The organism is Aquirufa antheringensis (genome assembly GCF_004307425.1).
GTDB classification, from domain to species: Bacteria; Bacteroidota; Bacteroidia; order Cytophagales; family Spirosomataceae; genus Aquirufa; species Aquirufa antheringensis.
Window position 1 is genome coordinate 99,472 of record NZ_SEWZ01000002.1, and the last position, 24,858, is coordinate 124,329.

The 24,858-nt window shown below is 44.1% G+C and carries 20 protein-coding genes; 8 read left to right on the top strand and 12 right to left on the bottom strand.

The features are described from left to right. Position 1: 1 nt before the first annotated feature. Entirely contained in the window at positions 2-3,076 is a 3,075-nt protein-coding gene (locus tag EWU21_RS03380) for an efflux RND transporter permease subunit (RefSeq protein ID WP_130895401.1), read from the top strand. After that, the gene (gene ribD, locus EWU21_RS03385) at positions 3,066-4,049 is read left to right on the top strand and encodes a bifunctional diaminohydroxyphosphoribosylaminopyrimidine deaminase/5-amino-6-(5-phosphoribosylamino)uracil reductase RibD (protein WP_130895402.1); all 984 of its coding nucleotides are present in this window, start codon (positions 3,066-3,068) and stop codon (positions 4,047-4,049) included. Before EWU21_RS03380 ends, ribD begins: the two co-directional genes overlap by 11 nt. Here ribD and EWU21_RS03390 read toward each other — a convergent pair. Then, complete coding sequence (locus EWU21_RS03390; protein WP_130895403.1) at positions 3,997-5,319, bottom strand: Nramp family divalent metal transporter; 1,323 nt, start codon at positions 5,317-5,319, stop codon at positions 3,997-3,999. The genes ribD and EWU21_RS03390 overlap by 53 nt on opposite strands. A gap of 72 nt (positions 5,320-5,391) precedes the next feature. Here EWU21_RS03390 and EWU21_RS03395 point away from each other — a divergent pair, with 72 nt between their 5' ends. Further along, positions 5,392-6,057: a metal-dependent transcriptional regulator gene (locus EWU21_RS03395; RefSeq protein ID WP_130895404.1), complete on the top strand. Its 666-nt coding sequence runs from the start codon at positions 5,392-5,394 to the stop codon at positions 6,055-6,057. Here the strand turns inward: EWU21_RS03395 and EWU21_RS03400 are convergent. From EWU21_RS03400 to EWU21_RS03415, 4 genes are read right to left on the bottom strand one after another with little or no spacing between them, the layout of a single operon-like run. Beyond that, a complete protein-coding gene (locus EWU21_RS03400; RefSeq protein ID WP_130895405.1) occupies positions 6,049-8,985 on the bottom strand; it encodes a DEAD/DEAH box helicase in 2,937 nt (978 codons plus the stop codon). The genes EWU21_RS03395 and EWU21_RS03400 overlap by 9 nt on opposite strands. A gap of 47 nt (positions 8,986-9,032) precedes the next feature. Beyond that, on the bottom strand, positions 9,033-9,854 hold the full coding sequence (gene prmA / locus EWU21_RS03405; RefSeq protein ID WP_130895406.1) for a 50S ribosomal protein L11 methyltransferase: 822 nt from the start codon (positions 9,852-9,854) through the stop codon (positions 9,033-9,035). Positions 9,855-9,857: 3 nt separating this feature from the next. Then, a complete protein-coding gene (locus EWU21_RS03410) occupies positions 9,858-10,805 on the bottom strand; it encodes an MlaD family protein (protein WP_130895407.1) in 948 nt (315 codons plus the stop codon). A 5-nt stretch (positions 10,806-10,810) separates the two neighbouring features. Continuing rightward, positions 10,811-11,608, bottom strand: a complete 798-nt coding sequence (locus tag EWU21_RS03415) for an N-acetylmuramoyl-L-alanine amidase family protein (protein WP_130895408.1) — start codon at positions 11,606-11,608, stop codon at positions 10,811-10,813. Between the two features lie 91 nt (positions 11,609-11,699). Between EWU21_RS03415 and EWU21_RS03420 the strand changes: the two genes are divergently transcribed. Further along, positions 11,700-14,405 carry a putative LPS assembly protein LptD gene (locus EWU21_RS03420; RefSeq protein WP_130895409.1) on the top strand — a complete coding sequence of 902 codons (2,706 nt, stop codon included), beginning with the start codon at positions 11,700-11,702 and terminating at the stop codon, positions 14,403-14,405. Here the strand turns inward: EWU21_RS03420 and msrA are convergent. Continuing rightward, on the bottom strand, positions 14,402-15,061 hold the full coding sequence (gene msrA, locus EWU21_RS03425; protein ID WP_130895410.1) for a peptide-methionine (S)-S-oxide reductase MsrA: 660 nt from the start codon (positions 15,059-15,061) through the stop codon (positions 14,402-14,404). The genes EWU21_RS03420 and msrA overlap by 4 nt on opposite strands. Positions 15,062-15,117: 56 nt before the next feature. Between msrA and EWU21_RS03430 the strand changes: the two genes are divergently transcribed. Then, entirely contained in the window at positions 15,118-15,735 is a 618-nt protein-coding gene (locus EWU21_RS03430; protein WP_130895411.1) for a phosphatase PAP2-related protein, read from the top strand. Position 15,736: 1 nt separating this feature from the next. Here the strand turns inward: EWU21_RS03430 and EWU21_RS03435 are convergent, their stop codons facing one another. From EWU21_RS03435 to EWU21_RS03445, 3 genes are all read right to left on the bottom strand, one after another. Next, positions 15,737-17,647 carry a polysaccharide biosynthesis protein gene (locus EWU21_RS03435; RefSeq protein ID WP_130895412.1) on the bottom strand — a complete coding sequence of 637 codons (1,911 nt, stop codon included), beginning with the start codon at positions 17,645-17,647 and terminating at the stop codon, positions 15,737-15,739. 105 nt (positions 17,648-17,752) lie between these two features. Further along, entirely contained in the window at positions 17,753-18,778 is a 1,026-nt protein-coding gene (gene thiL / locus EWU21_RS03440; RefSeq protein WP_130895413.1) for a thiamine-phosphate kinase, read from the bottom strand. A 49-nt stretch (positions 18,779-18,827) separates the two neighbouring features. Then, entirely contained in the window at positions 18,828-19,307 is a 480-nt protein-coding gene (locus EWU21_RS03445; protein WP_130895414.1) for a hypothetical protein, read from the bottom strand. An 84-nt stretch (positions 19,308-19,391) separates the two neighbouring features. Between EWU21_RS03445 and EWU21_RS03450 the strand changes: the two genes are divergently transcribed. Genes EWU21_RS03450 through EWU21_RS03460 form a run of 3 tightly spaced genes read left to right on the top strand, consistent with a single transcriptional unit; the run spans position 19,392 to position 21,936 of the window. Further along, positions 19,392-19,622 carry a cytochrome b5 domain-containing protein gene (locus EWU21_RS03450; protein WP_130895415.1) on the top strand — a complete coding sequence of 77 codons (231 nt, stop codon included), beginning with the start codon at positions 19,392-19,394 and terminating at the stop codon, positions 19,620-19,622. Beyond that, on the top strand, positions 19,619-20,470 hold the full coding sequence (locus EWU21_RS03455; RefSeq protein WP_130895416.1) for an N-acetylglucosamine kinase: 852 nt from the start codon (positions 19,619-19,621) through the stop codon (positions 20,468-20,470). Before EWU21_RS03450 ends, EWU21_RS03455 begins: the two co-directional genes overlap by 4 nt. Before the next feature lie 56 nt (positions 20,471-20,526). Continuing rightward, positions 20,527-21,936, top strand: a complete 1,410-nt coding sequence (locus EWU21_RS03460) for a TonB-dependent receptor (RefSeq protein WP_130895417.1) — start codon at positions 20,527-20,529, stop codon at positions 21,934-21,936. A gap of 34 nt (positions 21,937-21,970) precedes the next feature. Here the strand turns inward: EWU21_RS03460 and carA are convergent, their stop codons facing one another. From carA to EWU21_RS03475, 3 genes are all read right to left on the bottom strand, one after another. After that, complete coding sequence (gene carA / locus EWU21_RS03465; RefSeq protein ID WP_130895418.1) at positions 21,971-23,071, bottom strand: glutamine-hydrolyzing carbamoyl-phosphate synthase small subunit; 1,101 nt, start codon at positions 23,069-23,071, stop codon at positions 21,971-21,973. A 96-nt stretch (positions 23,072-23,167) separates the two neighbouring features. Beyond that, positions 23,168-23,749, bottom strand: coding sequence for a 50S ribosomal protein L17 (gene rplQ, locus EWU21_RS03470; protein WP_130895419.1), 582 nt, complete (start codon positions 23,747-23,749; stop codon positions 23,168-23,170). 87 nt (positions 23,750-23,836) lie between these two features. Beyond that, on the bottom strand, positions 23,837-24,826 hold the full coding sequence (locus EWU21_RS03475; protein WP_130895420.1) for a DNA-directed RNA polymerase subunit alpha: 990 nt from the start codon (positions 24,824-24,826) through the stop codon (positions 23,837-23,839). Positions 24,827-24,858 lie beyond the last annotated feature (32 nt).

Here is a 24,858-nt window from a genome sequence, read left to right on the forward strand (position 1 = left end):
AATGGCATCTTTCTCAGAGATTAGTATTAAAAGACCGGTACTTTCAATCGTAATGTCCATTACGATTATCGTATTTGGAATCATCGGATACACCTATTTAGGAGTCCGGGAATACCCATCGGTGGATCCGCCGGTGGTCAACGTGCAAACTTCCTATACCGGGGCGAATGCGGACATCATCGAATCCCAGATTACGGAACCTTTAGAGGAGTCGATTAATGGTATCGCCGGTATTCGTACGCTATCTAGTTCGAGTCGCGATGGCCGTTCGAGTATTACGGTGGAATTTGATCTTTCGGTCAATATCGAAGATGCAGCGAACGATGTGCGTGATCGCGTGTCGCGTGCGATGGGGCAATTGCCGAAAGACGTGGATCCGCCCATCGTAGCGAAAGCTGATGCGGATGCAAGTCCGATTTACAACATCAACGTTTTCTCGGCTACTCGAAATTTATTATCCTTAAACGAATTAGCCACACGTAATATCAAGGAAAAATTCCAAACGATTCCAGGCGTTAGTTCCGTCCAATTGTGGGGAGAGCAGAAATATGCGATGCGATTGCACATTGATCCGGAACGCTTAGCGTCTTTCCGTTTGACGGCGCCTGATATCGTGAATGCCTTAGCCAAACAAAATATCGAATTACCCTCCGGAAGTATCGAAGGAACGAATACGGAATTAACCGTGAGAACGCAAGGTCGCATGACCACAGAGGACGATTTCAATAATTTGATTATCAAAGAAGAGGGTGATCGTTCGGTAAAATTCTCTGATGTAGGTAGAGCAGAACTATCGCCAGAAAACAACAAAACATTCTTTAAGCGGGATTTGAAGCCGATGATTTCCATTGCGGTGATTCCACAACCCGGTTCGAACCAAATCCAAATCGTAGATGCCATCCACAAGAAAGTGGAGCAAATTCGCTTGACTCTGCCAGCGGATGTGGAGATGAAGGAAGGTTTTGACAACACGAAATATGTGCGTAAATCGATTGAAGAGGTGGAGGAAACCATCTTCACCGCGATTTTATTGGTAACGATTATCATCTTCTTGTTCTTGCGGGATTGGAGATCGACGATCATTCCATTAACGGCCATTCCGGTCAGCTTGATTGGGGTGTTCTTCTTTATGTATTTAGCGGGATTCTCTATCAATGTGTTGACGTTATTAGGTATTGTGCTTTCCATCGGACTTGTGGTGGATGATGCGATTGTGGTTTTAGAGAATATTTACACCAAAATCGAAGAGGGACTCAGCCCGTGGGAAGCCGCCGTAGAAGGATCAAAAGAGATCTATTTTGCCGTCATTTCGACGACCGTTACACTCGCAGCCGTATTCTTACCGGTGATTTTCTTGCAAGGAATTACGGGACGTTTATTCCGGGAGTTCGGAATTGTGGTGGCAGGATCCGTGATTATTTCGGCCTTCGTTTCGTTGACGTTGACACCTATGTTGAGTTCGCGTTTATTGAAAGGAAGTCATACAAAACCTTGGTTCTACACCGTTACGGAGCCCTTCTTTGTTGCTTTAACGAAAGGATATGAAGACTCATTAGCGGCCTTTATTAAGATTCGTTGGATGGCTTGGGTGATCATGTTCTCCTTATTTGGCATTATTTACGCCCTGTTTAAATTCGAAGCTATTCCCTCTGAATTAGCTCCTTTAGAGGATAGAGGGGGATTGCGTGTCAGTGCAACGGCCCCAGAAGGCGCGACTTTTGAGTATATGTTGAACTACACCGATGAAATGGCGAAGTTCTTGATGACGGACATTCCGGCGCACGAACGTTATGCTGTTTACTCGATTACATCCCCTCCTTTTGGGAATGGTGGTTCAAATACGGGAACTATGCGCGTTATTTTAGCGGATCCAGAAGGACGTAGAACGCAGCAACAAATTGCGGATGCCATTCAACCTAAAATCAAGAAATTCACTGGTGCCCGGGCGACCTTGATCCAAGAACCGACCTTGTCTACGGGACAACGCGGTGGAGGTGGTTTGCCGGTAGCCTTCGTGATTCAAGCTTCTACTTTCGAGAGTTTGAAGAAGAATATTCCGTTGTTTATGGCCAAAGTGAGGGAGAGTTCGAAGTTCGAAATGGCAGACGTGAACTTGAAGTTTACAAAACCTGAATTGCGTTTAGAAATCAACCGCGATAAAGCTCAAAACCTAGGCGTTTCCATACAAGATGTGGCAACTACCTTGCAATTAGGGCTTTCGGGCAGACGTTTTGGCTACTTCGTCATGGACGGAAAGCAATACCAAATCATCGGCCAGATCGACCGTCCGATGCGGAATGACGTTTCTGATTTGAAGTCCCTGTACGTAAAAAACAACCGGGGGGATTTGATTCAATTGGATAACTTGGTGAAGATTACAGAGCAGAGTACGCCTCCCCAACTCTTCCGTTATAACCGCTACGTAGCGGCTACGGTAACGGCGCAGATGGCGAAAGGGGTGACTTTAGGAGAGGCATTGAACGAAATGGATAAATTAGCGAAAGAGACCTTCGACGTTTCCTTCTCTACCGCTTACGATGGCCAAAGTAAGGAATTCAAAGAGTCCAGCTCTTCCCTACTCTTCGCCTTCGCTCTGGCGATTTTATTGATCTATTTGATCCTTTCAGCTCAATTTGAAAGCTTCGTCGATCCATTTATCATCTTGTTCACAGTGCCCCTAGCGGTAGCTGGAGCGTTATTAACCCTTTGGGATTTCAGCCAAACGTTGAATATCTTCTCCCAAATCGGTATCATCGTCCTCATAGGCCTCGTGACGAAAAACGGTATCTTAATCGTGGAGTTTGCGAATCAGCGCAAGGAAAGCGGTTTGGAAAAAACACAGGCGGTACAAGAGGCCGCAGTTGCTCGTTTCCGTCCTATCATTATGACTTCGCTTTGTACGATTTTAGGTATTTTACCGATCGCCTTGGCCTTAGGTTCGGGATCTCAAAGTAGGGTTTCAATGGGTATCGCCGTAGTGGGTGGTATGTTATTCTCTACTACGCTGACCTTGTACATCATTCCAGCGATTTACAGTTATTTATCGAGTAACCGCAAACCAGTACATGCCGAATAAAGAAATTTGGATGCAACGCGCCTTTGACCTAGCCTTATTAGGCTCAGGGAGCGTTGCCCCTAATCCTTTAGTAGGTTGTGTGATTGTCAAAGATAACCGCATCTTAGGCGAAGGTTATCACCAACAGTATGGTGGTCCTCATGCAGAGGTGAATGCGATACGTTCCTGCTCGGAATCTGTAGAAGGCGCGACGGCCTTTGTAACCTTGGAGCCTTGCTCCCATTTTGGCAAAACACCTCCTTGTGCTGATTTACTGATTCAATCTGGCATCTCCACTGTCTACATGGCAAACCTAGATCCTAATCCACTCGTAGCAGGGAAAGGAGTCGAGAAACTGGAGGCTGCAGGTATCACTTGCCACATCGGTTTATTGGCTGAAACAGGCGAATGGATTAACCGGCACTTCTTTACCTTTCACCGCCTGAAAAGGCCTTATATTACCTTCAAATACGCGGTTAGTGCCGATGGATTCATCGCTGGCGCCGCAGGTGCGCCCGTTCAGCTATCGAACGAATTATCCGCGATTCGCGTGCATCAAATGCGCGCTGAACACCAAGGAATTTTAGTGGGCGTCCAAACCATCATCCATGACGACCCTTCACTCACCACACGTTTAGTAGCAGGGGCGAACCCAGTTCGAATCGTGTTAGATCCTTCCGGCAGAATTTCTTCCACCGCTAAAGTCTTAACAGATGGAGGAGAAACAATCGTCTTGCGTTCATCAGCAGAAGTAGCTGCCTTAGCTCTTCAATCCATCCTAGTGGAAGGCGGCGCGAAAACGATGGAAATGTTGTTTGCGGATGGACTGGTGGATGAGGTTTGGAAAATCAGAAGTCCCAAAACACTTGAAGAAGGAATCCCTGAACCTAAACTGCCTGTGAAATGGCGAGCTATTGATTACTTAGGTGACGATACTTGGTTTAAAGGAATCCTAAAACCTGCGCCAGCAAGTACATATTCAAGCCTAAAATAATCGCAGTTATCACCCAAACAGTTCCTTGCAAAAGCGATGAATTCGCGAATTTCCCCATTTTCTGTTTATCCCCGGTGAATAAGACCAGCGGAATCACGGCAAAGCTTAACTGCATCGAAAGTACCACTTGAGAGAAGACTAACAGCTCCCCTATCTTCGATTCTCCGTAGATCCAGGTAATAAAAAAAGCCGGAATGATGGCGATTAAACGGGTAATCAAACGTCTTAGCCAAGGGGCAATGCGCAGATCGAGGAATCCCTCCATCACGATTTGACCGGCTAGCGTACCTGTCAAGGTGGCATTTTGGCCCGAGGCTAATAAGGCAACGGCAAACAAAATACTCGCTAATTGACTGCCCAATACGGGGTCTAATAATTGATACGCATCCCGGATATCCGCGACGTGTTGTAGGTTATTTCCGTGAAAGGCTGCCGCTGCTAAAATCAAAATCCCGGCATTAATAAAAAAGGCTAATCCTAAAGATAGCGTCGAATCCCAAGTGGCGTACTTAATCGCCTTAGCCTTGTCTTCGTCCGTATCCTTGATGGCACGTGTTTGTACAATACTCGAATGCAAGTACAGATTATGTGGCATCACCGTTGCCCCTAGAATACCAATAGCCACGTACAATTGACTAGGATTCATCACCACGGAAGTTTGTGGAACTAAGCCGCCTAGGATTCCTGCGATAGAAGGTTGCGAGATAAATAACTCGTAAGCAAAACAGCAAACAATGACGATTAAGAGGGATAAAACGATGGATTCGATGACTTTAAATCCTTTGTTTTGGAAATATAATATCAAAAATACATCTAAAATCGTAATCACGATCCCGGCCAAAATAGGTATGCCGAAGAGTAATTGAAGCGCCAAAGCTGACCCAATCACCTCCGCTAAATCACAGGCGGCGATGGCAATCTCACAGACAAGCCACAGGAAAATGGCGACCGGCTTCGAAAAGGCATCCCCGCAGGCCTGCGCGAGATCCCGTCCGGAAGCGACGCCCAGCTTTAAAGCTAAATGCTGTAAAATGATCGCAAAAATACTCGAAACGAGGATAACCGATAACAAGGTATATCCGAAAGAGGCTCCTCCCGCTAAATCCGTCGCCCAATTGCCTGGATCCATGTAACCTACCGCCACTAAAAACCCAGGGCCCATAAAAGCGCGTAAATTCTTCCAAAATCCATTTCCTGTGGGTACAGGAATCGTCCCAAACACTTCAGAGAGGGATTTCATTTTAGGACTAGAACGCCAAGGACTCGACATAGGTAAGAATTTTGTACAATTTAAAAATAATTTTTAGATTAACCTAAAAAATAAATTTACTACCTTTACCTTATGGCCATTTCATTCACAGAAGAAAACTACTTAAAGGTTATCCACCGCCTATCAGAGGCAACTTCGGAGGACATTTCTACGAACGCCGTAGCGGAATTGATGCAAACAAAAGCGGCATCGGTGACCGATATGTTACGTAAATTAGCCGAAAAGGGCTGGGTGAATTACCAAAAATACCAAGGCGTTCGTTTAAGTGTAGAGGGAGAGAAAATTGCGTTGTCGATTGTGCGCAAGCACCGACTTTGGGAAGTATTCTTAGTGGATAAAATGGGCTTTAATTGGGACGAGGTGCACGAAATCGCCGAACAGCTCGAGCACATCGAATCGGATCAATTAATCAATAAATTAGACGAATACCTCGGTTTTCCGAAGACCGATCCGCACGGCGACCCTATCCCGAATAAAGAAGGAATTCTCCCTGAATTAGCCTATTCCCATCTTTCCGATATCAAAGCTACTAAAACCTGCAAATTAATGGGGGTGGCACAGGATTCGGCAGTCTTCTTGCAATTGCTAACCAAACTGAATTTGAGTTTAGGAGCAAAACTAGACATCCAGGAGATCAACGAATTCGATCGATCGATCTTCGTTTCCATTAACGACGCTTCGCCCATCTTCATCAGTCATGAAGTGGCGAAAAACATCCTGGTTAAAATTCTAGCTTAATAAATCGAGTACTTCATCCTCGCTCAAGGCGCGTAGGATACTCTCATCAGAAGTCACTAACTCGGAGGCTAGATCCTTTTTGCGTTGCTGCAAGGCAAGGATCTTCTCTTCTACCGTTTCTTTCGAGATGAACTTGTAGGTGAATACGGTTTTCTTTTGGCCGATGCGGTGAGCCCGGTCAATGGCCTGAGCCTCTGCCGCTGGGTTCCACCACGGATCTAATAAGAACACGTAATCTGCGGCAGTTAGGTTAAGACCTACCCCACCGGCTTTTAGGGAGATAAGGAAAACGGATTGCCCGTCTTCTTTTTGGAAACTTTCTACTTGACCCTTCCGGTCCACCGTACTTCCATCTAAATAGGCATACGGAATTTCACGTTCCTCTAAGGCAGTCTTAATCAAGTTCAAATGCTGAACGAATTGACTAAAGATCAACACTTTGTGATGCTGCTCTAAAACGGTCTCTAATTTTTCTAACACGGCCTCCATTTTGCCCGAATCTCCTGCATAGCCTTCCTCGCATAACGATGGATGGTTCGCGAGCTGGCGTAATTTCGTCAAACCTTGTAATACAGAGAAACGCGATTTCTGCAAGCCTTCGTCCTTGATTTGCTTCAGTAACACGTCACGGTAGAACGATTTCGTCTTGTCATACAAGCGCTCTTGTTCCTCGGTCATCGAGCAATAGGTCACTGACTCCATTTTTTCTGGTAAATCAGCGGCTACTTGACGCTTCTCGCGGCGCAATAAATAGGGCTTAATTAAGAAATAAAGTCGTTTTTTCTTCTCCATATCTGCCTTCTTTTCGATAGGCAATTGGAAATGGTCTTTGAAATAACGTTGAGAACCTAGCAGTCCAGCATTAACGAAATTCATTTGGGACCAAAGATCCATCGTCGAATTCTCTAGCGGAGTTCCTGTCATCACCAGACGGAATTTCGCATTTAATTTTTGAACGGCTTTGGTAATATTGGCCAAAGGATTCTTAATCGCCTGCGACTCATCTAATATCACATAGGAGAACGCTTGCTTTTCGAACCATTCGATGTCCGAGCGGACCATCCCGAAGGAGCATAGAATCAAATCAACTTTCCCGATTTGTGCCTGCAATTTCTCTCTTTGCGGACCGCTGTACACTAAAACACGTAACTGTGGCGTAAATTTCTTCGCCTCCATCTCCCAGTTATACAAAAGGGACGTAGGCATTACGAGCAAGGTAGGCAAGGTCTCGCCCTGCTCTTTCAAGCTCTGCAATAAGCAAAGCGTCTGTACGGTTTTACCCAGACCCATATCATCGGCTAAACAAGCGCCTAGACCTGCCGCCTGACGTGTACGCATCCAGCGGTAGCCTTCTAATTGATACGGACGCAAGGTGCCTTTGAAGTTCTTGGGCACCGGGTATTCCTTCGCCTCAAGCGCTAAATCGTTTATCGTTTTAGCTCTTAATGCGGTTTTGACTAAATCTTGATTCTCCCATTCCTGCACTAATTGGTAATGCTGGCGACGCAAGAACACGCCCTCTTCTCCTGGACGCGTCTCAGAGAAGTAAAATAGGTCTTGGTAATCGTGGAACCAATTGTCCGGAATCATCGCGATGGAACCGTCCGGCAAATGGAATTCTTTCTTCTTTTGTAAGATCAGTTGGCGAATTTTCAAGAAAGAGATTTGGAACTCCCCAAACGAAATCACCGCCTGAATGTCAAACCAATCCAGTTTTTCGCCAATGCGAATCTTAATTTCTGGCTTTCCTAAGAAATAGCGTGGCGCCTGTCCATCGCCTTTGAACTGAACGACAAAACCAGCTTGATCCAGCGCTTCTTTGTTCGCCGTTAACCATTGAACTGCATCCCCGCGTTGCATAAAGGCGCGGCCATCGTTTTCCATCTTTAACCCTAGAGTCTTCAGCTGTTGGAAGGCACGCTTTTCCTTCACGTGGGAGCGCATAATTTTCTGGAAGGCATAACTATCGCCTTTCTTCTCGAAAAGCACGTTCGCCTCAGACGATAAACCGTCCCAAGGGAAGCGGTTATTGCCATATTGAAAGGATAGTACAAAGTTCCAGCGGTCTGCTGCTTCAAGTGCCGCCTTCTTTTTCAGGGTCTCTTCGTCCTCGATTTTAGGCGCCGTAGGGCCATAAGAAAGTAAGAATTGAACCGGTTTTTCGGTATTCGTAATCTCGAATCCTTTCGCGTGTACGGGGTAACGCGCCACCATCGCCTTCACGAATTTTCGGAAGTAATCTTCCTCCATATTCTTGGGAATCGCGACAAACTTCTTGTTCAAGAACGGACGCAATTTCTTGCCTTCTAGTTCTGGATTAAAGTGATATAGCTTTTGATTCATCAGCATCCAAGCCGGATCATCGCATAAAACGACCGCGTCTTTGTACTGAAATTCGAGTTTATTGCCTAGGTATTTTAGGGTAGGGAAATAATGCGTATTCTCGTCGTTGCGCATAAAGTGGAACAAAACATCCACGGCCTCCGCCTCGATTTGAACGGATTGACGCATCGGATTGCCATCATTCCCCATGATGAAAAGTGTCTTTTCAGGACAAATTAAGCCAAATACTTGACCTCTCTTCTTCTCAATCACGGACATCACTGCCTCTTGAATTTCTTTCTCGCCTTTCTCCGCGTCCCAAGTCTTCAAAAAGAATTCCTCCATCGTCTTACGCTTCGAGGTATTGAATTTTTCAAAAACTGCGACTGGCTTCATACTCTCAATCAAACCCACTGCCGTGCGATCGCGATCGTCTAAAGCGTGTTCAAATTCGTGGAAGTTCCGGGAAGTAAGCGTTTGGTACTCCCAGGTCAATTGACCCTTCTCATTTAATTGCACGACAAAGACGTCGAATAAATATCCGAGGCATTCATGAGACAATAAAGAATAAACAACCTGGAAAGGTTTGTTAGGAGAGATTTTCATTTTAAAAACACCCGATTTCTCGGATTACAAGAGTCAAACCTTTAAAATTAAGGTTTTTTTCTCAATTGCAAGCAAGCCCAGTTGTTTTTTGATGCTTGCGCGATAAAATTAAGTTGCTGCTTTTCAGCGGATTCCAGTAAAAGTGGAATGTCTTCCGTGTAGAAACCGCTTAAGAAAAGTAGTCCGCCAGGCTTGATGCGCGCGGCGTAATCGGCCATTTCGGCTAATAAGATATTGCGATTGATATTTGCTAATAAGACATCGTATTCCCTTTCATCTTCGTCAGTGATGGTACCTAAACCAAAAGGAATCTCCTCGCAGCCATTCAATCCTGCATTCTCGATTGAATTTTCCACTGACCATTCGTCGATATCGAATCCGCGGACAAATCCAGCCCCTCGTTTCTTGGCCACAAAAGCCAAAAGACCCGTGCCTGTACCCGCATCTAACACGCTTTTATCTGTCAAATCCACGTCGAACAAAGCCTTCGTCATCAGCGAAGTCGTTTCATGATGGCCAGTGCCAAATGACATTTTAGGATTAATCACCACCTCCATCTGAAATCCAGGCTCAGAGGGGTGAAAACTCGCGCGAATCAAGACTAAATCCTCAATGCGAATGGGATCATAATTGCTCTCCCACACCTCATTCCAATTTTGCTTCTCGATGCGATTCGTCTCGTAGGTCTCTAGACCATAACGGGACATTATTTCCGTTAACGCCTCCGCAGAGAAATCCACTTCCGGACAATAGGCAATCACCCCAGACTCCGAATCTTCGAAAATATCGAATTGAATTTCGCCTAGCTCAGCGACTAAAATATCAGACAGCTCAGGACTGGCTGTAATTTTCACTTGAATCGTAGACATAGATTAATTAGATGGAGGGGTGTTTTTCTTTCCGAAAACAGAAATGCCGATATAACGCTTCGGCTGCAATCTAAAATCAAGCAATAGCTTGTCTAGATCGATGAGCGTTTTATTTAAGCCTAGGTACAGGCTATCGTTCTTAATCAATTTACCTGCGGTACCTTCCCCACGTTCTAAACCTTGTACAATCTTCTTTAACGAATGCACAGTCGCATCCACCTCTTTCAACGTCTTGCCTATCTTCAAGGCATTCAAGGAATCCGCCACCGTATTAAACTTCGTTAACAACGGACGCAATTGTTTTTCCGTCTCCATCAGGTCGGTAGACAAGGTCTTCATATTCGCAGAAATCTGCGCAATATTCGCCCGGTTATCTGTCACGATACCATTGACAGATCCATTGATGTTAGAAACCGTCTCATTCGATGTTTTCAACAAGGTATTCAAATACGTGCCGGTGTGATCAAATTTGTTCGAAATTTGGCGGAAAGAAACTAAAAGTGAATCCGCATTAGCGATCACGGGAATCGCCCGTTCTTTTAACAAGGCCGTTACTCCTACTTCAGTCTCCCCTTTTAAAAAGGACTCCTCCGCTAAATTCCCCTTTCCTTCTAAACGCAAACGAATGATTTTTCCTCCTAACAAGGCTCCATCAGAAAGGACGGCAACTGTTTTATCTGGGATAACAATATCTTGACTAAACCGAAGTGTAACTAAAATCTTATTGGCCTTAGTCGGCTGAATTTCGACTTTCTTCACTTTACCCACTTCAATTCCATTCACCATTACCTGGTTCGAGACCATGAGGCCATCCACATTTTCATATTCTACATAATAAATGCGGGAAGACGAGAACACATCGTTTCCTTTCAGAAAATTAAACCCAAAATAGAGGATTAAGAAGGCTAACAATGCCAAAAACCCTACTTTTAATTCATTGCTTTGGAACATCGTATCTATTTTTCGATTTCTTCTTTGTACGCTCTAAATGCTGTCGCAATAGCTGTTGCCACCTCGCTTTGTCCTTTTTCAGAAGCTAAATATTGCTCTTCCTCCGGGTTCGTTAAAAATCCCGTCTCTACTAATACACTGGGCATGGCCGTGCGCCAGATCACTAAAAATCCAGCTTGCTTCACCCCAAAACTCTTTCTTTGATACGTTTTCGAAAACTGCTCCTCCACCTTCGACGCGAATTTGACCGAGCTCGCCATGAAGGCACTTTGGTAATTCGCCATCATAATGTGGGCTAGAGGGGAGTTCGGATCGAAACCATCATAGGTCTTTTGGTAATCCTTCTCTTGCAAGATAACGGAGTTCTCACGCTTTGCTACGTTCAAATTACCATCCGTCTTGTGCAAACCCATCGTGTAGGTTTCTGTTCCGTAAGCATTCTTATTCACAGCCGCATTGCAATGCACGGAGATAAATAAATCAGCTTTATTGCGGTTTGCAATATTAGCCCGTTCATTTAATTCGATAAATGTATCGGTATCGCGGGTATAAATAATTTTTAGGTCTGGATGAGCCGCTTTCAGCTTTTTACCCACTTCTAAGATGATTTTTAAGGTCACTAGTCCCTCGTGTGAGCCTTTAGGGCCAGAACAGCCCGGATCTTTTCCCCCATGACCGGCATCGAGGCAAACGATTTTTATTCGATTTTTAATGTCTCCCTTCTGAAAGCCGCTAGGCGTCCAAGCAGTCAGCAATAAACCCAACGAAAAAAATAAACCGATAGATTTTATCTGATTAAACATTATTTTCTAATTGTTACACGTTGATAACAAGCAAAGATGTAATTTTGTAGGCTTGTATTTAATAAGTACAAATATAATTTTTAAATTCCATTTGGTAAAGAAATCCACATATTACCTTTTTATTACCCTGCTTGTCCTTTTTGCTTCTCTTTCTGAGGCTAAGGCACAGCGGGTAATCTCGACGGATACTTTACAAAAGTCTATTCCGAAGGACACGGCTGCCGATTTGCAAACGACCGTTTTCTATTCTGCCGTAGACTCTACGATTTTAGACGCAGACAAGCAAGTGGTGAATCTGTATGGGGGTGCCAAAGTTAAATACGGAGAAATCTCCCTCGAAGCCAACTACATCCGCCTAGACTGGGCAAAAAACGAGGTCTACGCCATCGGAACTCAAGATACGCTGACGAAGAAAATGATTGGGTTGCCCGTTTTTCTGCAGGGCAGCGACAAATACGATTCAGACGAAATACGCTATAATTTTAAGACCAAACGAGCCATCATTAAAGGCATCGTAACCCAACAAGGCGAGGGCTTTGTGCAGGGGAAAAACGTAAAAAAAGACGAAGATGAGAACCTGTATATTCGAAATGCCATCTACACCACTTGTAATTTAACGCATCCACACTTTCACATCAAGGCGAGCAAAATCAAAGTCGTGGGTAAAAAAGAGATCATCTCCGGGCCTTTTCACTTTGAATTAAATGACATTCCCTTACCCATTGGTTTGCCTTTTGGGTTTTTCCCCTATTCGCAACCGAAAGAGGCAGGAAAATCTGGGATTATTATGCCTACTTATGGCGAGGAGCCCAATGGACGTGGTTTCTATTTGAGAGAGGGCGGGTATTATTGGGCGGCGAGTGAAAACATTGGAATTCGCTTTACAGGCCAAATTTATTCCAAAGGTGGCTGGGGTTTAGGCGCTAATTCGCAATACAACAAACGCTATCGCTATACGGGTAGCTTTAATTTAGCCTTTAATCGGAATAGTAATGGGGATGAGTTTGCCCCCACAAAACGAACCGATTTCGCTTTGCAATGGTCGCATGCCCCTAGAAGTGTAGGAAACTCGAGCTTTTCTGCCTCGGTAAACGTCGCCTCGAACTCGTATAATCAATACAACTCCTTTAATACCCAGCAATACCTTTCGAATACGATTGGATCGTCTGTTCAGTACTCTCGGAATTTTGGCCAAACCGTCCGCACCAGCATTAACCTGCGTATCAACCAAAACACGAGTACTCGGGTGTTTGATGCGGGAACAGATTTTAACTTTGGCCTTAACCAGATCCAACCCTTCAAAAAGAAAAATTCGCTGGGGGATCGCTTCATTGATCAGTTCCGGATTGGTTTAGACTTCTCGGGTGGTATTTCGATGACGAATCAAGTGGGTGATCCGTACACGCGATATGAATTCGACGTGTATCCTCGTTCTTCCAATTCCTTGCGGGGAACCATCCAAAAGCCCTTTATTCCTACAGGAGCCGACGATGTACCGCCAGGGGTCATTCCGGTAGATGCGAGCACCCTGCCTATTTTATGGGAAAAGGCGCAGACAAAATTCAATTACAGTATTCCTTTAGCCTTGCCTAATTTGAAGTTAACAAAACACATTAACCTGACGCCTGGGGTTTCTTGGTCGGGAAATATGTACACACGTTCCTACAAATACACCTACGTGGCGGCGGATTCAACTGTGCGCATCGATACGGTGGGAGGTTTGCCTAAATTCAATTCTCAGATCGCCTTTTCTGCGAGTATGAACACGCGTTTGTTCGGAACCTTGCGTTTCAAAAAAGGCCGTTTAGAGGCCATTAGACATACGTTAGTCCCATCGGTTAGTTTGAGCTATACGCCAGATTATTCAGATCCGAGTTTCGGGTATTACCAAGATGTGCGGATTAACAATCGTAAATTCATCAATACGGAGGGGAAAGAACAGATAGGGGATATACGCCGCATTAGCACCTTTGACCCGCGCACGATGAGTTATGGGGGAGCTTCTGGGGCCGTTTCTTTTGGGTTCCAAAATACGCTCGAGGCGAAGTTAAAAACCAAGTCAGACACGGCCAGCGTGCTCACGGAGAAGGTGCGTATCCTGGATAACTTTGGCATTAATGGAAGCTATAATCTACTTGCGAAAGAATATGCGCTGTCGAATATCGGCTTTAACCTGGCCTCGCGCGTGAAGGATTTTGACATCAATATGGGCGGCAGTTTTGACCCCTATTTGTATGTGGCCGACCCCTTGTTTTTTGACATCGGACGCAGAACGCCGGACTATATGTTCAGCCAAGGAGCGGGTCTAGCCCGTTTACAAGGTTTCAATTTCTCCATCGGCCGTCGTTTCTCAGCTGGAAAGCCTAAGCCAAAAGAGAACAAAAACGCCAGTGAGGCTCAAATGAATCAAATTAACCGAAACCTAGACGACTATGTCGACTGGAATGTGCCTTGGAATTTCTCCTTCTCCTACCAATACAGCATGAATAGGACGGGTTTAGCCTCGCCCCAAAACATCAGTGGCTTAAGCTTCCAAGGGGACATAAGTCTTTCGGAAAAGTGGAAATTCTCTGTAACATCTGGCTTTGACTTTAAGTACAAAGGCTTGACTTACACGAATATGTCCGTGCACCGCGACCTGCATTGCTGGGAAATGAACTTCAACTGGACGCCTATCGCGAGCCCATTTTATGGACGCGCGAGCAACTATTCCTTTGACCTTCGCGTAAAATCTACGCTCTTACAGGACTTAAAACTGTCTCGCAGGCGCAGTTTTTACGACAAAGGAGGATTCTAGTTTAATTTAGATTTAAACGCTTTCAGGAACTTATCCATCTTAGGTTTGATGACGATTTGGCAATAAGGCTCCGTCCCATTCTCATTGAAATAATTCTGGTGGTAATCCTCCGCCACGTAAAATTCCGATGCCGGCGTGATTTCCGTAACGATCGGATTAGGGAAAACGTGTTGCGCATTCAACTTTTGCTTCCAAGCCTCTGCTTCTTTCTGTTGTTCGGGCGTATGGAAAAACACCGCGCTACGGTATTGCGTGCCCGTATCCGCCCCTTGTCTATTCAAGGTCGTAGGATCATGTGTTTGCCAAAAAATCTCCAACAACGTCGCCACATCCACTTCCTTCGGGTCATACGCTAACTGGCATACTTCTGCGTGACCCGTTAGTCCTGAACAAACCTCGCGGTAGGTTGGATTCTTAATCTTACCGCCCATATAGCCCGAAGTCACGGACTTAACCCCTTTCACACGTTGAAACACCGCCTCCACACACCAAAAGCATCCTGCTCCAAACGTTATTTTGTCTAATTTCTGATCCATCTTAGTTGTTTGTTTTTTTAATCCTGCCTCCTTTTTCTCGCCGGCACTTCCGCACGAAAAATGAAAAGCGCTCGTGATGATACTCAACACAATTACCGTAATTTTCGAGATCTTTTTCATCTTATTGTTTTTTAGCACTAATTTCGCATCCTAAATTACCTAATTTTAGTTCAAACTTGAAACAAACCTGGAAAGCCGCCTTTCGTGACCGCACCTTTGCGCTACAGTTCGTCAGTGCCTTAGCCGTGTTCCTTATTTTTCCTTTTAAAGCGGATGATTATTTCCAATGGATTCAATTGCGCGAAGGCATCCAATGGAACGATCCATTACTTAACGCCCTTCCGGCCCTAAATGTTTCCTACCCTATCTTTGGGATCATCTATTTATCCGTCATCTACTTGTTATATCGATTACTGCAAGACCCTAAAAGATTCGTTTGGTTCGCCTGGGCATTTAATATCGAGACGCTGTTTCGTTTTTTAACGATTTATTTCGTGGCCCTAAATCCACCTATGGGTTTAGTCGATTTGCACGATCCTCTTGCTGAGTTTTTCATCTATGGCGAAAATATGCCCATCACAAAGGACCTCTTCTTTTCAGGTCACACGGCCACGATGGTGTTTGTGTGCTTCTTTTTACCAACAGCGAAAGAAAGAGTCATCGCCATCACCCTTAGTCTTTTATTAGTTAGCTTATTATTGATTCAACACGTACATTATAGCTTAGACGTGGCAGCTGCTCCGCTGTTTACGCTAGCGGCTATCTGGATCGTTAAAAAGACGGGGATTATTTAGACTATTTCTTGTCTAATGTTTCAAACACGGAATTGTTTGATTTGTACTCCGGAATAATTTCCTTGATTTTGGCCACTATCGAATTATTCGTACCACTCGATAATAAGTGATTCAAATCGTTCGTCGCCACTTCCATGTAAGCGTAAGAAGGCGTATTAACTTCCGCAATTAAGATTTTAGGATGGTGGGTAGGAAGCGTATTTTCGTCATTATTCAATAACTCCTCATATAACTTCTCACCTGGACGCAAACCCGTATAGCGAATCTCAATATCCTTGTCGACACGTAGACCACTCAACGTGATCATCTTCTTCGCTAGGTCAATAATCTTCACCGATTCACCCATATCGAAGACAAACACCTCGCCACCTTGTCCCATCGTAGCCGCCTCTAATACGAGTTCGCAGGCTTCTGGAATCGTCATGAAATAGCGGGTAATTTCCGGATGAGTCACCGTCACCGGTCCTCCACGCTCAATTTGTTTTTTGAACAACGGAATCACCGATCCATTGGACCCTAGCACATTGCCAAAACGCGTCGCAATAAACTTCGTCTTCACGCCTTCTAACTGATTCATCGACTGCGTATACATCTCGGCTAAACGCTTCGTCGCTCCCATCACATTGGTCGGATTCACGGCCTTATCCGTGGAAACCATGACAAATTTCTCTACCCCTACTTCAGCCGCTAATTCCGCTAAAATACGTGTACCGATCACATTCGTCTTAATCGCCTCATAAGGGTTATTCTCCATCAAAGGCACGTGCTTGTAGGCCGCCGCATGGAAAATAATATCAGGACGGTGATTCTTAAAAATTTTACTTACGCGACGCGTATCGGACACATCCGCTACGTTCACAATTAACTGGACATTCGTGGGAACCTTTCCTGCTAATTCGTATTCTAAATCATATAAAGCTGATTCGGCTTGATCCACAAGGACTAATTTAGCCGGGAAATAAGCAATCAATTGACGTACAATTTCGCTACCAATCGACCCAGCGGCACCCGTCACCAGGATTACTTTACCTGAAATCTCCTCCCCTATACGCTTGTTATTCATTTGAATTACTTCGCGCCCTAATAGATCTTCGATCTTTACGTTGTGAATTTGATTCATCGCAAACTCCCCTTCCACCCACTTATCCACTGGAGGGAGCGCTTTCACCACCACACCCCGATCTAAGAAAATATCCGAAATCTTACGCTTCGATTTAGCCGACATATTGTTAATGGCCATAATGACTTCCATTCCGTCATTAGAACCCACAAACTTATCCAACACTTCAGGTAAACTATATACTTTGATCCCCTCGATAGTCTTCCCAATTTTGGACTCGTTGTCATCGATAAAACCCAAGATCTTGTAATTGGTACTCCGGTCTGTTTGGAACACATTCTTTGTCAACATTCCCGTATAACCCGCACCATAAATCAATACCCCAATGGTGGGTTTAAACTGATTCACAAAAGATTCGTAGAAGCTCTTCACGAAAAAGCGAAGAATAACCATCCAGAACAAACAGATGAAAAAGTCAATAATTAGGATGGACGCGGATAAATTAAAGACGTGTTCAAAGCCTAGCGTATTTCGAATCACGGCAGAAACCATGACGGCTCCAAATGACCCTGCAAACACCGCTTTTAAAATTAAAATGGCATCTTCAATGCTGGTGTGCCGAATAATCCCCGCATACGATTGAAAATACAAAAAGGCTAAAAGGCGTAAGCCTAAGACAAAAATCAATTGAGAAGCGAACACAGAGAAATCAATTTCCATTAACTGGAAATTCATTCGCAAAAGTGTCGCAATAGAAAACGAGAAAATGACAATTAACGAGTCAAAGACCAAGACCAGCCATCTGGATAGAAAGCGGTTTGAGTATTTCCGAATGAAGGAAGACTTCGTCATAATTTATCTCTTCTAAACACGGTTAGATTTCAATGACAAAATTACCAATTTTAAAACGATTCCGGTCGTAAATTTATCAAACGGCCGAAAAAGTAGACGAACGGACTATTGCTTTCCGAATCCTGGCGCCGTTAAATCTACGATTGCATCCGATTTCATCACCATCACTCTTTCGTTACCGATGTTCGTCATATATCCGATCGCGGTCACATCAGCGATCTTCTCTATTTTAGGGAAATCCTCCTGAGAAACCGTAAATACTAATTCGTAATCCTCCCCCCCATTCAAGGCAGCGGTCAACGGACTCACGTTAAACTCCGTCGCTGCTAAGTAGGTCTCATCATCAATCGGAATATTCTTCTCGAAAATGCGAGCACCTAAACCTGAGGCGTTACACAGATGGATAATCTCAGAAGCTAATCCGTCTGAGCAATCGATCATCGACGTAGGAACCACGCCTACATCTCTGAATTCGTGAATCATGTCAAAACGAGCCATCGGTTTCAGCTGGCGTAGAACCACATAGCTTTTACCTTCTAACTCTGGCTTCATGTCTGGATTAGCTAAAAACACCTGTTTTTCCCTTTCTAGTGAGTGTAATCCCATTAGCGCCGCACCTAAATCACCTGTTACACACAAGACGTCATTCGGTTTTGCGGTGCCACGTTGCACTAATTTATCGGCTTCCACCACTCCTGTCGCCGTCATCGATATAATCAAACCTTGCGGGCTAGAAGTCGTGTCTCCACCCACTAAATCCACTTTATATTCCTCACATGCAAGTTGAATTCCCTCATATAGGGCATCCACTGATTCCACCGAAAAGCGATTACTTAAGCCTAAACCGATCGTGATTTGAGCTGGAATGGCATTCATCGCAGCAATGTCCGAGAGAACCACAGATACCACTTTAAAGCCCAAATGCTGTAAAGGTGTATACCCTAAGTCAAAATGAACCCCTTCAATGAATAATTCCGTCGTGGTAACTACCTTATTCCCCTTAGGATCTAACACTGCGGTATCGTCTCCAATACCTAAGTCCGTCCAATCCTGTTTCTGCGTAAACTTCGAGGCAATGTGGTTAATTAAGCCAAACTCCCCTACTTCTCCAATTTCCGTTCTCTTTTCCATATAACACAAAAAGCCGCCACAAGGACGGCTTCTATTAAATCAAATCTTCTTAAGGATTAACTAGGACTAATTTAACGATCGCGCTACTTGCTTTCACATAAGCGGCCGTTTGTTGAAGACTTAAGCCTGTGGCCGTAGGTGTAGACAAGATGGTATACGTAATCGTACCGCCAGTTCCTGTAGGTGCACCTTCTGCACTTGTTAAGCCATTTAAAGTCAGGGATAAACCATCCGTCGCTACGGTATAGGTTCCTGTAAATATTTTTCCGTCAAATTCCGTTAAAGTCACCGAACCTGCCGTAGATAAATCGAGTTTGTATTGCGAATAACCCTGCACTACATTAGCTGTACCTGCTTTATCATATTTCGTGACACCATCCCACTGAGCTGTATTGACAGACCATACTTTCTTCACTAATGTAGCCACACTCACGGTAGGAGTAGGTGGTGTAGGTGTGGGTGCTGGATCTCCACCGCCACCACAAGCCAGCACTGAGATCGTCAATAATAGAAGTAGAAACTGTTTCATGTTCGAGCGTTTTGCAATGTAAAATTAAAAATCTTTCTGAAAAAAAGGCGGGTTTGGCCCTTTTTATTTAGCTTCGTGTAAATTATGAAGACATATACGCGCAGCCAATTAGCCCTTCGAAATGGGCAGGACAAGCCTGAGATTTGGGTTGCCTTTCAGGGTCTTATTTATGACATGACGGAGTCCAAACTGTGGAAAAATGGCAAACATTACGAACACTGGGCGGGGCAGGATTTAACGCCTGAACTAGCTGATGCGCCACATTCTGAAAAAGTCTTTGAGAAATTTATCCCCATCGGAATCCTAGCAGTATGATATTAATTGTTGAAAGTGGATCGACTAAAACGGCCTGGAGACTCATCAAAGATCCGGCTTCGGCTTATGAAAGTTTTAGCAGTGCGGGTATCAATCCCTACTACCAAACTACCGAAGAGATTACCACAGCACAACAATCGGTTTTAAGCGGATTTAAAGAACTTCCTATCCAAGCCATCTATTATTACGGAACGGGGGTTACGGGCGAGGCGCAATGCGAGGTCATTGCGGCGGCCTTTCGGCCTTATTTTCCTAGTAATTGTTCCTTAGAAATACAGAACGACCTCATCGCCGCTGCCCGATCGCTTTGCGGGAAAGAGGTAGGGATTGCCTGTATTTTAGGAACGGGTTCTAATTCGGGATTTTGGGATGGTGGGCGCATTTCGGCGCAAATTCCTCCACTGGGATTTTGGTTAGGTGACGAAGGCAGTGGTGGACATTTAGGAAAATCTTTGCTTTTAAGTTATTTACATGGCCAAATGCCGGTGGAGGTTCGTGCCGTTTTCGAGAAACGATTTGGCGTACTGGATCGCTTAACCGTTTTAGACAAGGCCTATAAACAAGCCTTTCCGAATCGCTGGTTTGCGAGCTTTTCCAAATTCCTGTTTGATCATCGCCGCGATGCCTATTGTTATGGCTTGATTGAACAATCCTTCGAGGCTTTTATCTCGTTGTATTTAAAACGCTATACGGAAGCGCCCGTAGTTCATTTTACCGGTTCAGTAGCTTTTTATTATTCGGATATACTGAAGAAAATTTTGAAGAAGCATGGATTGAATGTGGGGCATATTAGTGAAGGACCGATGGCAGGACTTTGCTTGTACCACAAGGGGGAATTTTGGCCATAATTTCGTAAATTGCACCATCTTCAGAAGCCTAAGACAACAAACACAACACATTGCCTATGACATCGCATATTAAATCCATAGGGACTAAACAAAAAGCACTTCAAATCAATCTAGACCGCAGTATCTACGGTTCCTTCGCGGAAATCGGGGCAGGTCAAGATGTAGCTGCGAATTTCTTCAAAGCAGGCGGAGCCTCAGGCACGATCGCTAAAACGATCTCCGCTTACGATATGGCTTTCTCGGATGCCATTTATGGCGAAGAGGCGTCAGGAAAATATGTGTGCGAGCCGCGTTTAATGAAGATGTTAAACCGGGAGTTTAAATTATTGAATGTGCGTTTAACGGAATCGGCTGCTGAGAAACGCTTCTTTGCCTTCGCTGATACCGTCTCTGCCTTGAATTTTCAAAAGACGAATGACGCCCACGGCTGGATCGGTTTACGCTTCCAATTAACGCCAAGCGGAGGATTTAATGATGTGGTCATCCACGTCAATATGCTCGACAATGACAATATTTTACAACAGCAGGCCTTAGGGGTGATTGGAGTAAACTTGTTGTTTGGGTGCTACCATTATTACGATAATCCAGAAAAATTACTCTTATCTCTGTTAGATGATTTGTCGAAAGACCGGATCGAAATCGACATGATTCGCTTCGAAGGACCGGACTTTAAAGAGGTAGACAATCGCTTGATGTCACTTTATTTAGTGAAGCATGGATATACACAGGCGGCGGTTTTTGGTCCCGATGGCAAGGTGATGCAGCCCTATGATGCTTTGGCGAAAAAACACATCGTAGCCGTGCGTGGTCGCTTCCGTCCCGTGACGAATATCTTCTCGGACATGTTAAAGAAAGGCGTCGCGCAGTTCGAGCAAGAGCCAGATGTAGACGATGACAAAATCTGCGTCCTGTCTGAATTAACGCTGAAAAGTTTAGAAAATGAGACACACAAGATCGACGAGAAAGACTTCCTGGATCGCGTGGATATCTTGTGTTCATTAGGCCAAACGGTATTAATATCTAACTTCCACGAATACTTCAAATTAGTCGACTTTTTGAGTCAGTTCTCTAAGTTAAAAATGGCCCTCGTTATGGGTATGCCAAACTTAGAATACATCTTCGAGGAAAAGCATTATAAGGGGGTACCCGGCGGAATTATGAGTGCTTTTGGCTGTTTATTTGGCCAAAACATCAAATTATACCTCTACCCCACCGTCTCCGAAAATGGAGACATCGTGCAGTTAAAGAATTTCGAACCGGAAGCTCATTTGAAAGGATTATTCCAGTATTTAGTGGATAACGATAAGTTAGCAGAGATCAAAAATTACGACGAAAAACTCATGAATATTCGAACGGATCAGGTACTCGACTTAATTCAAAGCGGCACCGATGAATGGGCACAATATGTACCCAAATCAGTCGCCAAACTCATTAAAGAGCACGCACTCTTTGGCTATCAAGCTTAACAAAAAAGCCCTGATTTTCTCTCAGGGCTTTTTTTTATTTCATTAGATCGATAAACTGATCAAATAAGTAACGTGAATCGTGTGGTCCTGGGCTCGCTTCCGGGTGGTGTTGCACCGAGAAGGCTTTGCGACCTTTCACGCGTAAACCTTCAACCGTTTGGTCGTTCAAGTTAATGTGCGTCAATTCTGCTCGATCAGATGCCTTCAACTCGTCCATTTTAACCGCAAAACCGTGGTTTTGAGAGGTGATTTCCGACAGACCTGTGATCAAGTTTTTCACCGGATGATTTAAACCGCGATGACCATTGTGCATTTTGTAGGTAGTTAATCCTACCACTTGTGCTAGAATTTGGTGACCTAAACAAATTCCGAAAACCGGTTTGTCGCTTTTCAAGAATTCAGAAACGGTGTCAATCGCATAGGACATCACGGCTGGATCTCCTGGACCATTCGAAACGAAATATCCGTCTGGATTCCATGCTGCGATTTCCGCAAAGGGAGTCTTCGCTGGGAACACTTTTAAATAGCATCCACGCTCTGCGATGTTTGTCAAAATACTTTTCTTAACGCCTAAATCAAGCACCGCTACTTTACGCTCTGCTTTCTCATCGCCTAAGAAATACGCTTCTTGCGTACATACTTGGGAAGATAATTCTAATCCCTCCATCGAAGGAATTTTAGCTAGGGCAGCTTTTAAGGCTGCTTCCTCAAAAATTTCTGAAGAGATCAAGCAGTTCATCACCCCTTTCGTCCGGATGTGACGTACTAAAGCGCGTGTATCAATACCCGAAATCCCTACAATACCCGCATCAGCCAAATAATCTTGTAAGGATCCATCAGCCGTCTCACGTGAGTGAACGCTAGCGAATTCATTACAAACCATTCCTGCGATTTGGACCTTGTTCGATTCTGCTTCTGCTTCTTGCATCACACCGTAATTTCCGATGTGAGCTGTCGTATTAATAATTACCTGACCCGCATAAGAGGGATCCGTGTAGATTTCTTGATAACCCGTCATACCGGTGTTAAAACAGATCTCACCGCCGTGAGTTCCTATTTTTCCTAGTGCTTTCCCGTGGAAAATGGTTCCGTCTTGTAATACTAAAACCGCTGGTGTGGACTCGGTAAATCTCATAAAATGCTGTTATAAAATAGGGGTCAAATGCTCATTGCCTAAAAAAAGGGCTTCAACGGAAAGTTGAAGCCCTTTAAAAAAATAGAAAGAGAAAGATTAAGCGTCTTCTCCTTTTTCTTCTGTGGACTCCTCAGTTGCTGGTGCTTCTGGTGCTGCTTCTTCAGCTGCAACCTCCGCTGCCGGAGCTTCTTCAACAACCTCTGCAGATGGTGCTTCCTCAGCAGCTACTGGAGCCGCAGCTTCAGTTGCTTTTGCAGCGCCACCACGACGGCTACGACGAGTTTTACCCGCTTTCTCCGCTGATGCAGCTAACATTGTTTCGTTGAAGTCAACTAATTCAATGAAGCAGATTTCTGCGTTATCACCTAAACGATTACCTAACTTGATAATACGTGTATATCCACCTGGACGATTCGCTACTTTCTCAGAAACGATAGAGAACAATTCCTTGATCGCATCCTTATTTTGTAAATAAGAGAATACCACACGACGATTGTTAGTGCTATCTGTCTTTGATTTTGTGATCATAGGCTCTACGTATTTACGTAATTCCTTTGCCTTAGCAACAGTCGTTTGAATACGCTTGTGTAAGATCAAAGATGAAGCCATGTTTGATAACAACGCTGCTCTGTGAGAGGCTGTTCTTCCTAGGTGATTAAATTTTTTACCGTGTCTCATTGTGTTATTTCGTAAGTTAAAAGCCCTTGCGAGCTGCGGTTAGTTTACCTCGCGGCAAACCACCTATTACTTTGTTTAAATTATAAATTAATCTTCGTCTAAACGATATTTAGAAACATCCATTCCAAAGGTCAAGCCTTTTTCCTCGATCAATTGCTCTAATTCAGTTAATGATTTCTTTCCGAAATTACGGAACTTCATCATATCAGAGATTTCTAATTTCGCTAATTCACCTAAAGTGCGAACGTCAGCTGATTTCAAGCAGTTGTAAGCACGTACAGATAAATCTAAGTCAGCTAATGAAGTCTTCAATAACTTGCGCATGTGAAGTAATTCCTCATCTACCACATTATCTTCTTCTGCTTTAGGAGTTTCAAATGTCATTGTTTGATCTGAGAACAACATGAAGTGTTGGATCAAGATATACGCAGCTCCTTTCAAAGCATCTTCTGGGTGGATTGAACCATCCGTCTCGATATCTAAAACTAATTTCTCATAATCCGTTTTTTGCTCTACACGTGTGTTCTCAATGCTGAACTTCACATTTTTGATCGGTGTATAGATCGCATCGATAGCGATGTGTCCGAAGGCTAACTCGTTTGCACGAGGCTCATCAGCGGCAACATAACCACGACCTTTTTCGATTACTAAATCAATTTCAACTTCTTTCGAAGAATCTAAATTGCAAATAACCAATTCAGGGTTTAATATTTGAAAATAAGGAGTGAACTTAGCGATATCACCAGCAGTGATAGCCGTTTGTCCCTTAATTTTCATAGAAACTTTGTTATCCAAAATTTCTTGTGTCTTCTTGAAACGAATTTTTTTCAAGTTCAAGATGATCTCAGATACATCTTCGTGAACGCCTTCAATGGCAGAAAATTCGTGTAACACACCAGAAATCTTAACGCTTGTGATAGCATATCCTTCTAAAGAAGAAAGTAAGATTCTACGAAGTGCGTTACCAATGGTAACACCGTAACCTTTTTCGAGTGGCTTGAACTCAAATAACCCGTGGAAGTCTGTGGCTTTTTCCATCACAACTTTTTCGGGCATTTGGAATGCTAATATTGACATATTTCGTAGCTTAAAATGATACTGAAAAAACG

Excerpts from the sequence above, each read along its gene's own strand:
- msrA (WP_130895410.1), bottom strand. The coding sequence starts at position 15,061 with ATGAAAAAGATCTCGAAAATTACGGTAATTGTGTTGAGTATCATCACG.
- EWU21_RS03400 (WP_130895405.1), bottom strand. The coding sequence starts at position 8,985 with ATGAAAATCTCTCCTAACAAACCTTTCCAGGTTGTTTATTCTTTATTG.
- EWU21_RS03455 (WP_130895416.1), top strand. The coding sequence starts at position 19,619 with ATGATATTAATTGTTGAAAGTGGATCGACTAAAACGGCCTGGAGACTC.
- thiL (WP_130895413.1), bottom strand. The coding sequence starts at position 18,778 with ATGGAAAAGAGAACGGAAATTGGAGAAGTAGGGGAGTTTGGCTTAATT.
- EWU21_RS03475 (WP_130895420.1), bottom strand. The coding sequence starts at position 24,826 with ATGTCAATATTAGCATTCCAAATGCCCGAAAAAGTTGTGATGGAAAAA.
- prmA (WP_130895406.1), bottom strand. The coding sequence starts at position 9,854 with ATGTCTACGATTCAAGTGAAAATTACAGCCAGTCCTGAGCTGTCTGAT.
- EWU21_RS03445 (WP_130895414.1), bottom strand. The coding sequence starts at position 19,307 with ATGAAACAGTTTCTACTTCTATTATTGACGATCTCAGTGCTGGCTTGT.
- EWU21_RS03410 (WP_130895407.1), bottom strand. The coding sequence starts at position 10,805 with ATGTTCCAAAGCAATGAATTAAAAGTAGGGTTTTTGGCATTGTTAGCC.
- EWU21_RS03450 (WP_130895415.1), top strand. The coding sequence starts at position 19,392 with ATGAAGACATATACGCGCAGCCAATTAGCCCTTCGAAATGGGCAGGAC.
- ribD (WP_130895402.1), top strand. The coding sequence starts at position 3,066 with ATGCCGAATAAAGAAATTTGGATGCAACGCGCCTTTGACCTAGCCTTA.
- EWU21_RS03380 (WP_130895401.1), top strand. The coding sequence starts at position 2 with ATGGCATCTTTCTCAGAGATTAGTATTAAAAGACCGGTACTTTCAATC.
- EWU21_RS03395 (WP_130895404.1), top strand. The coding sequence starts at position 5,392 with ATGGCCATTTCATTCACAGAAGAAAACTACTTAAAGGTTATCCACCGC.
- carA (WP_130895418.1), bottom strand. The coding sequence starts at position 23,071 with ATGAGATTTACCGAGTCCACACCAGCGGTTTTAGTATTACAAGACGGA.
- rplQ (WP_130895419.1), bottom strand. The coding sequence starts at position 23,749 with ATGAGACACGGTAAAAAATTTAATCACCTAGGAAGAACAGCCTCTCAC.
- EWU21_RS03415 (WP_130895408.1), bottom strand. The coding sequence starts at position 11,608 with ATGTTTAATCAGATAAAATCTATCGGTTTATTTTTTTCGTTGGGTTTA.
- EWU21_RS03435 (WP_130895412.1), bottom strand. The coding sequence starts at position 17,647 with ATGACGAAGTCTTCCTTCATTCGGAAATACTCAAACCGCTTTCTATCC.
- EWU21_RS03460 (WP_130895417.1), top strand. The coding sequence starts at position 20,527 with ATGACATCGCATATTAAATCCATAGGGACTAAACAAAAAGCACTTCAA.
- EWU21_RS03390 (WP_130895403.1), bottom strand. The coding sequence starts at position 5,319 with ATGTCGAGTCCTTGGCGTTCTAGTCCTAAAATGAAATCCCTCTCTGAA.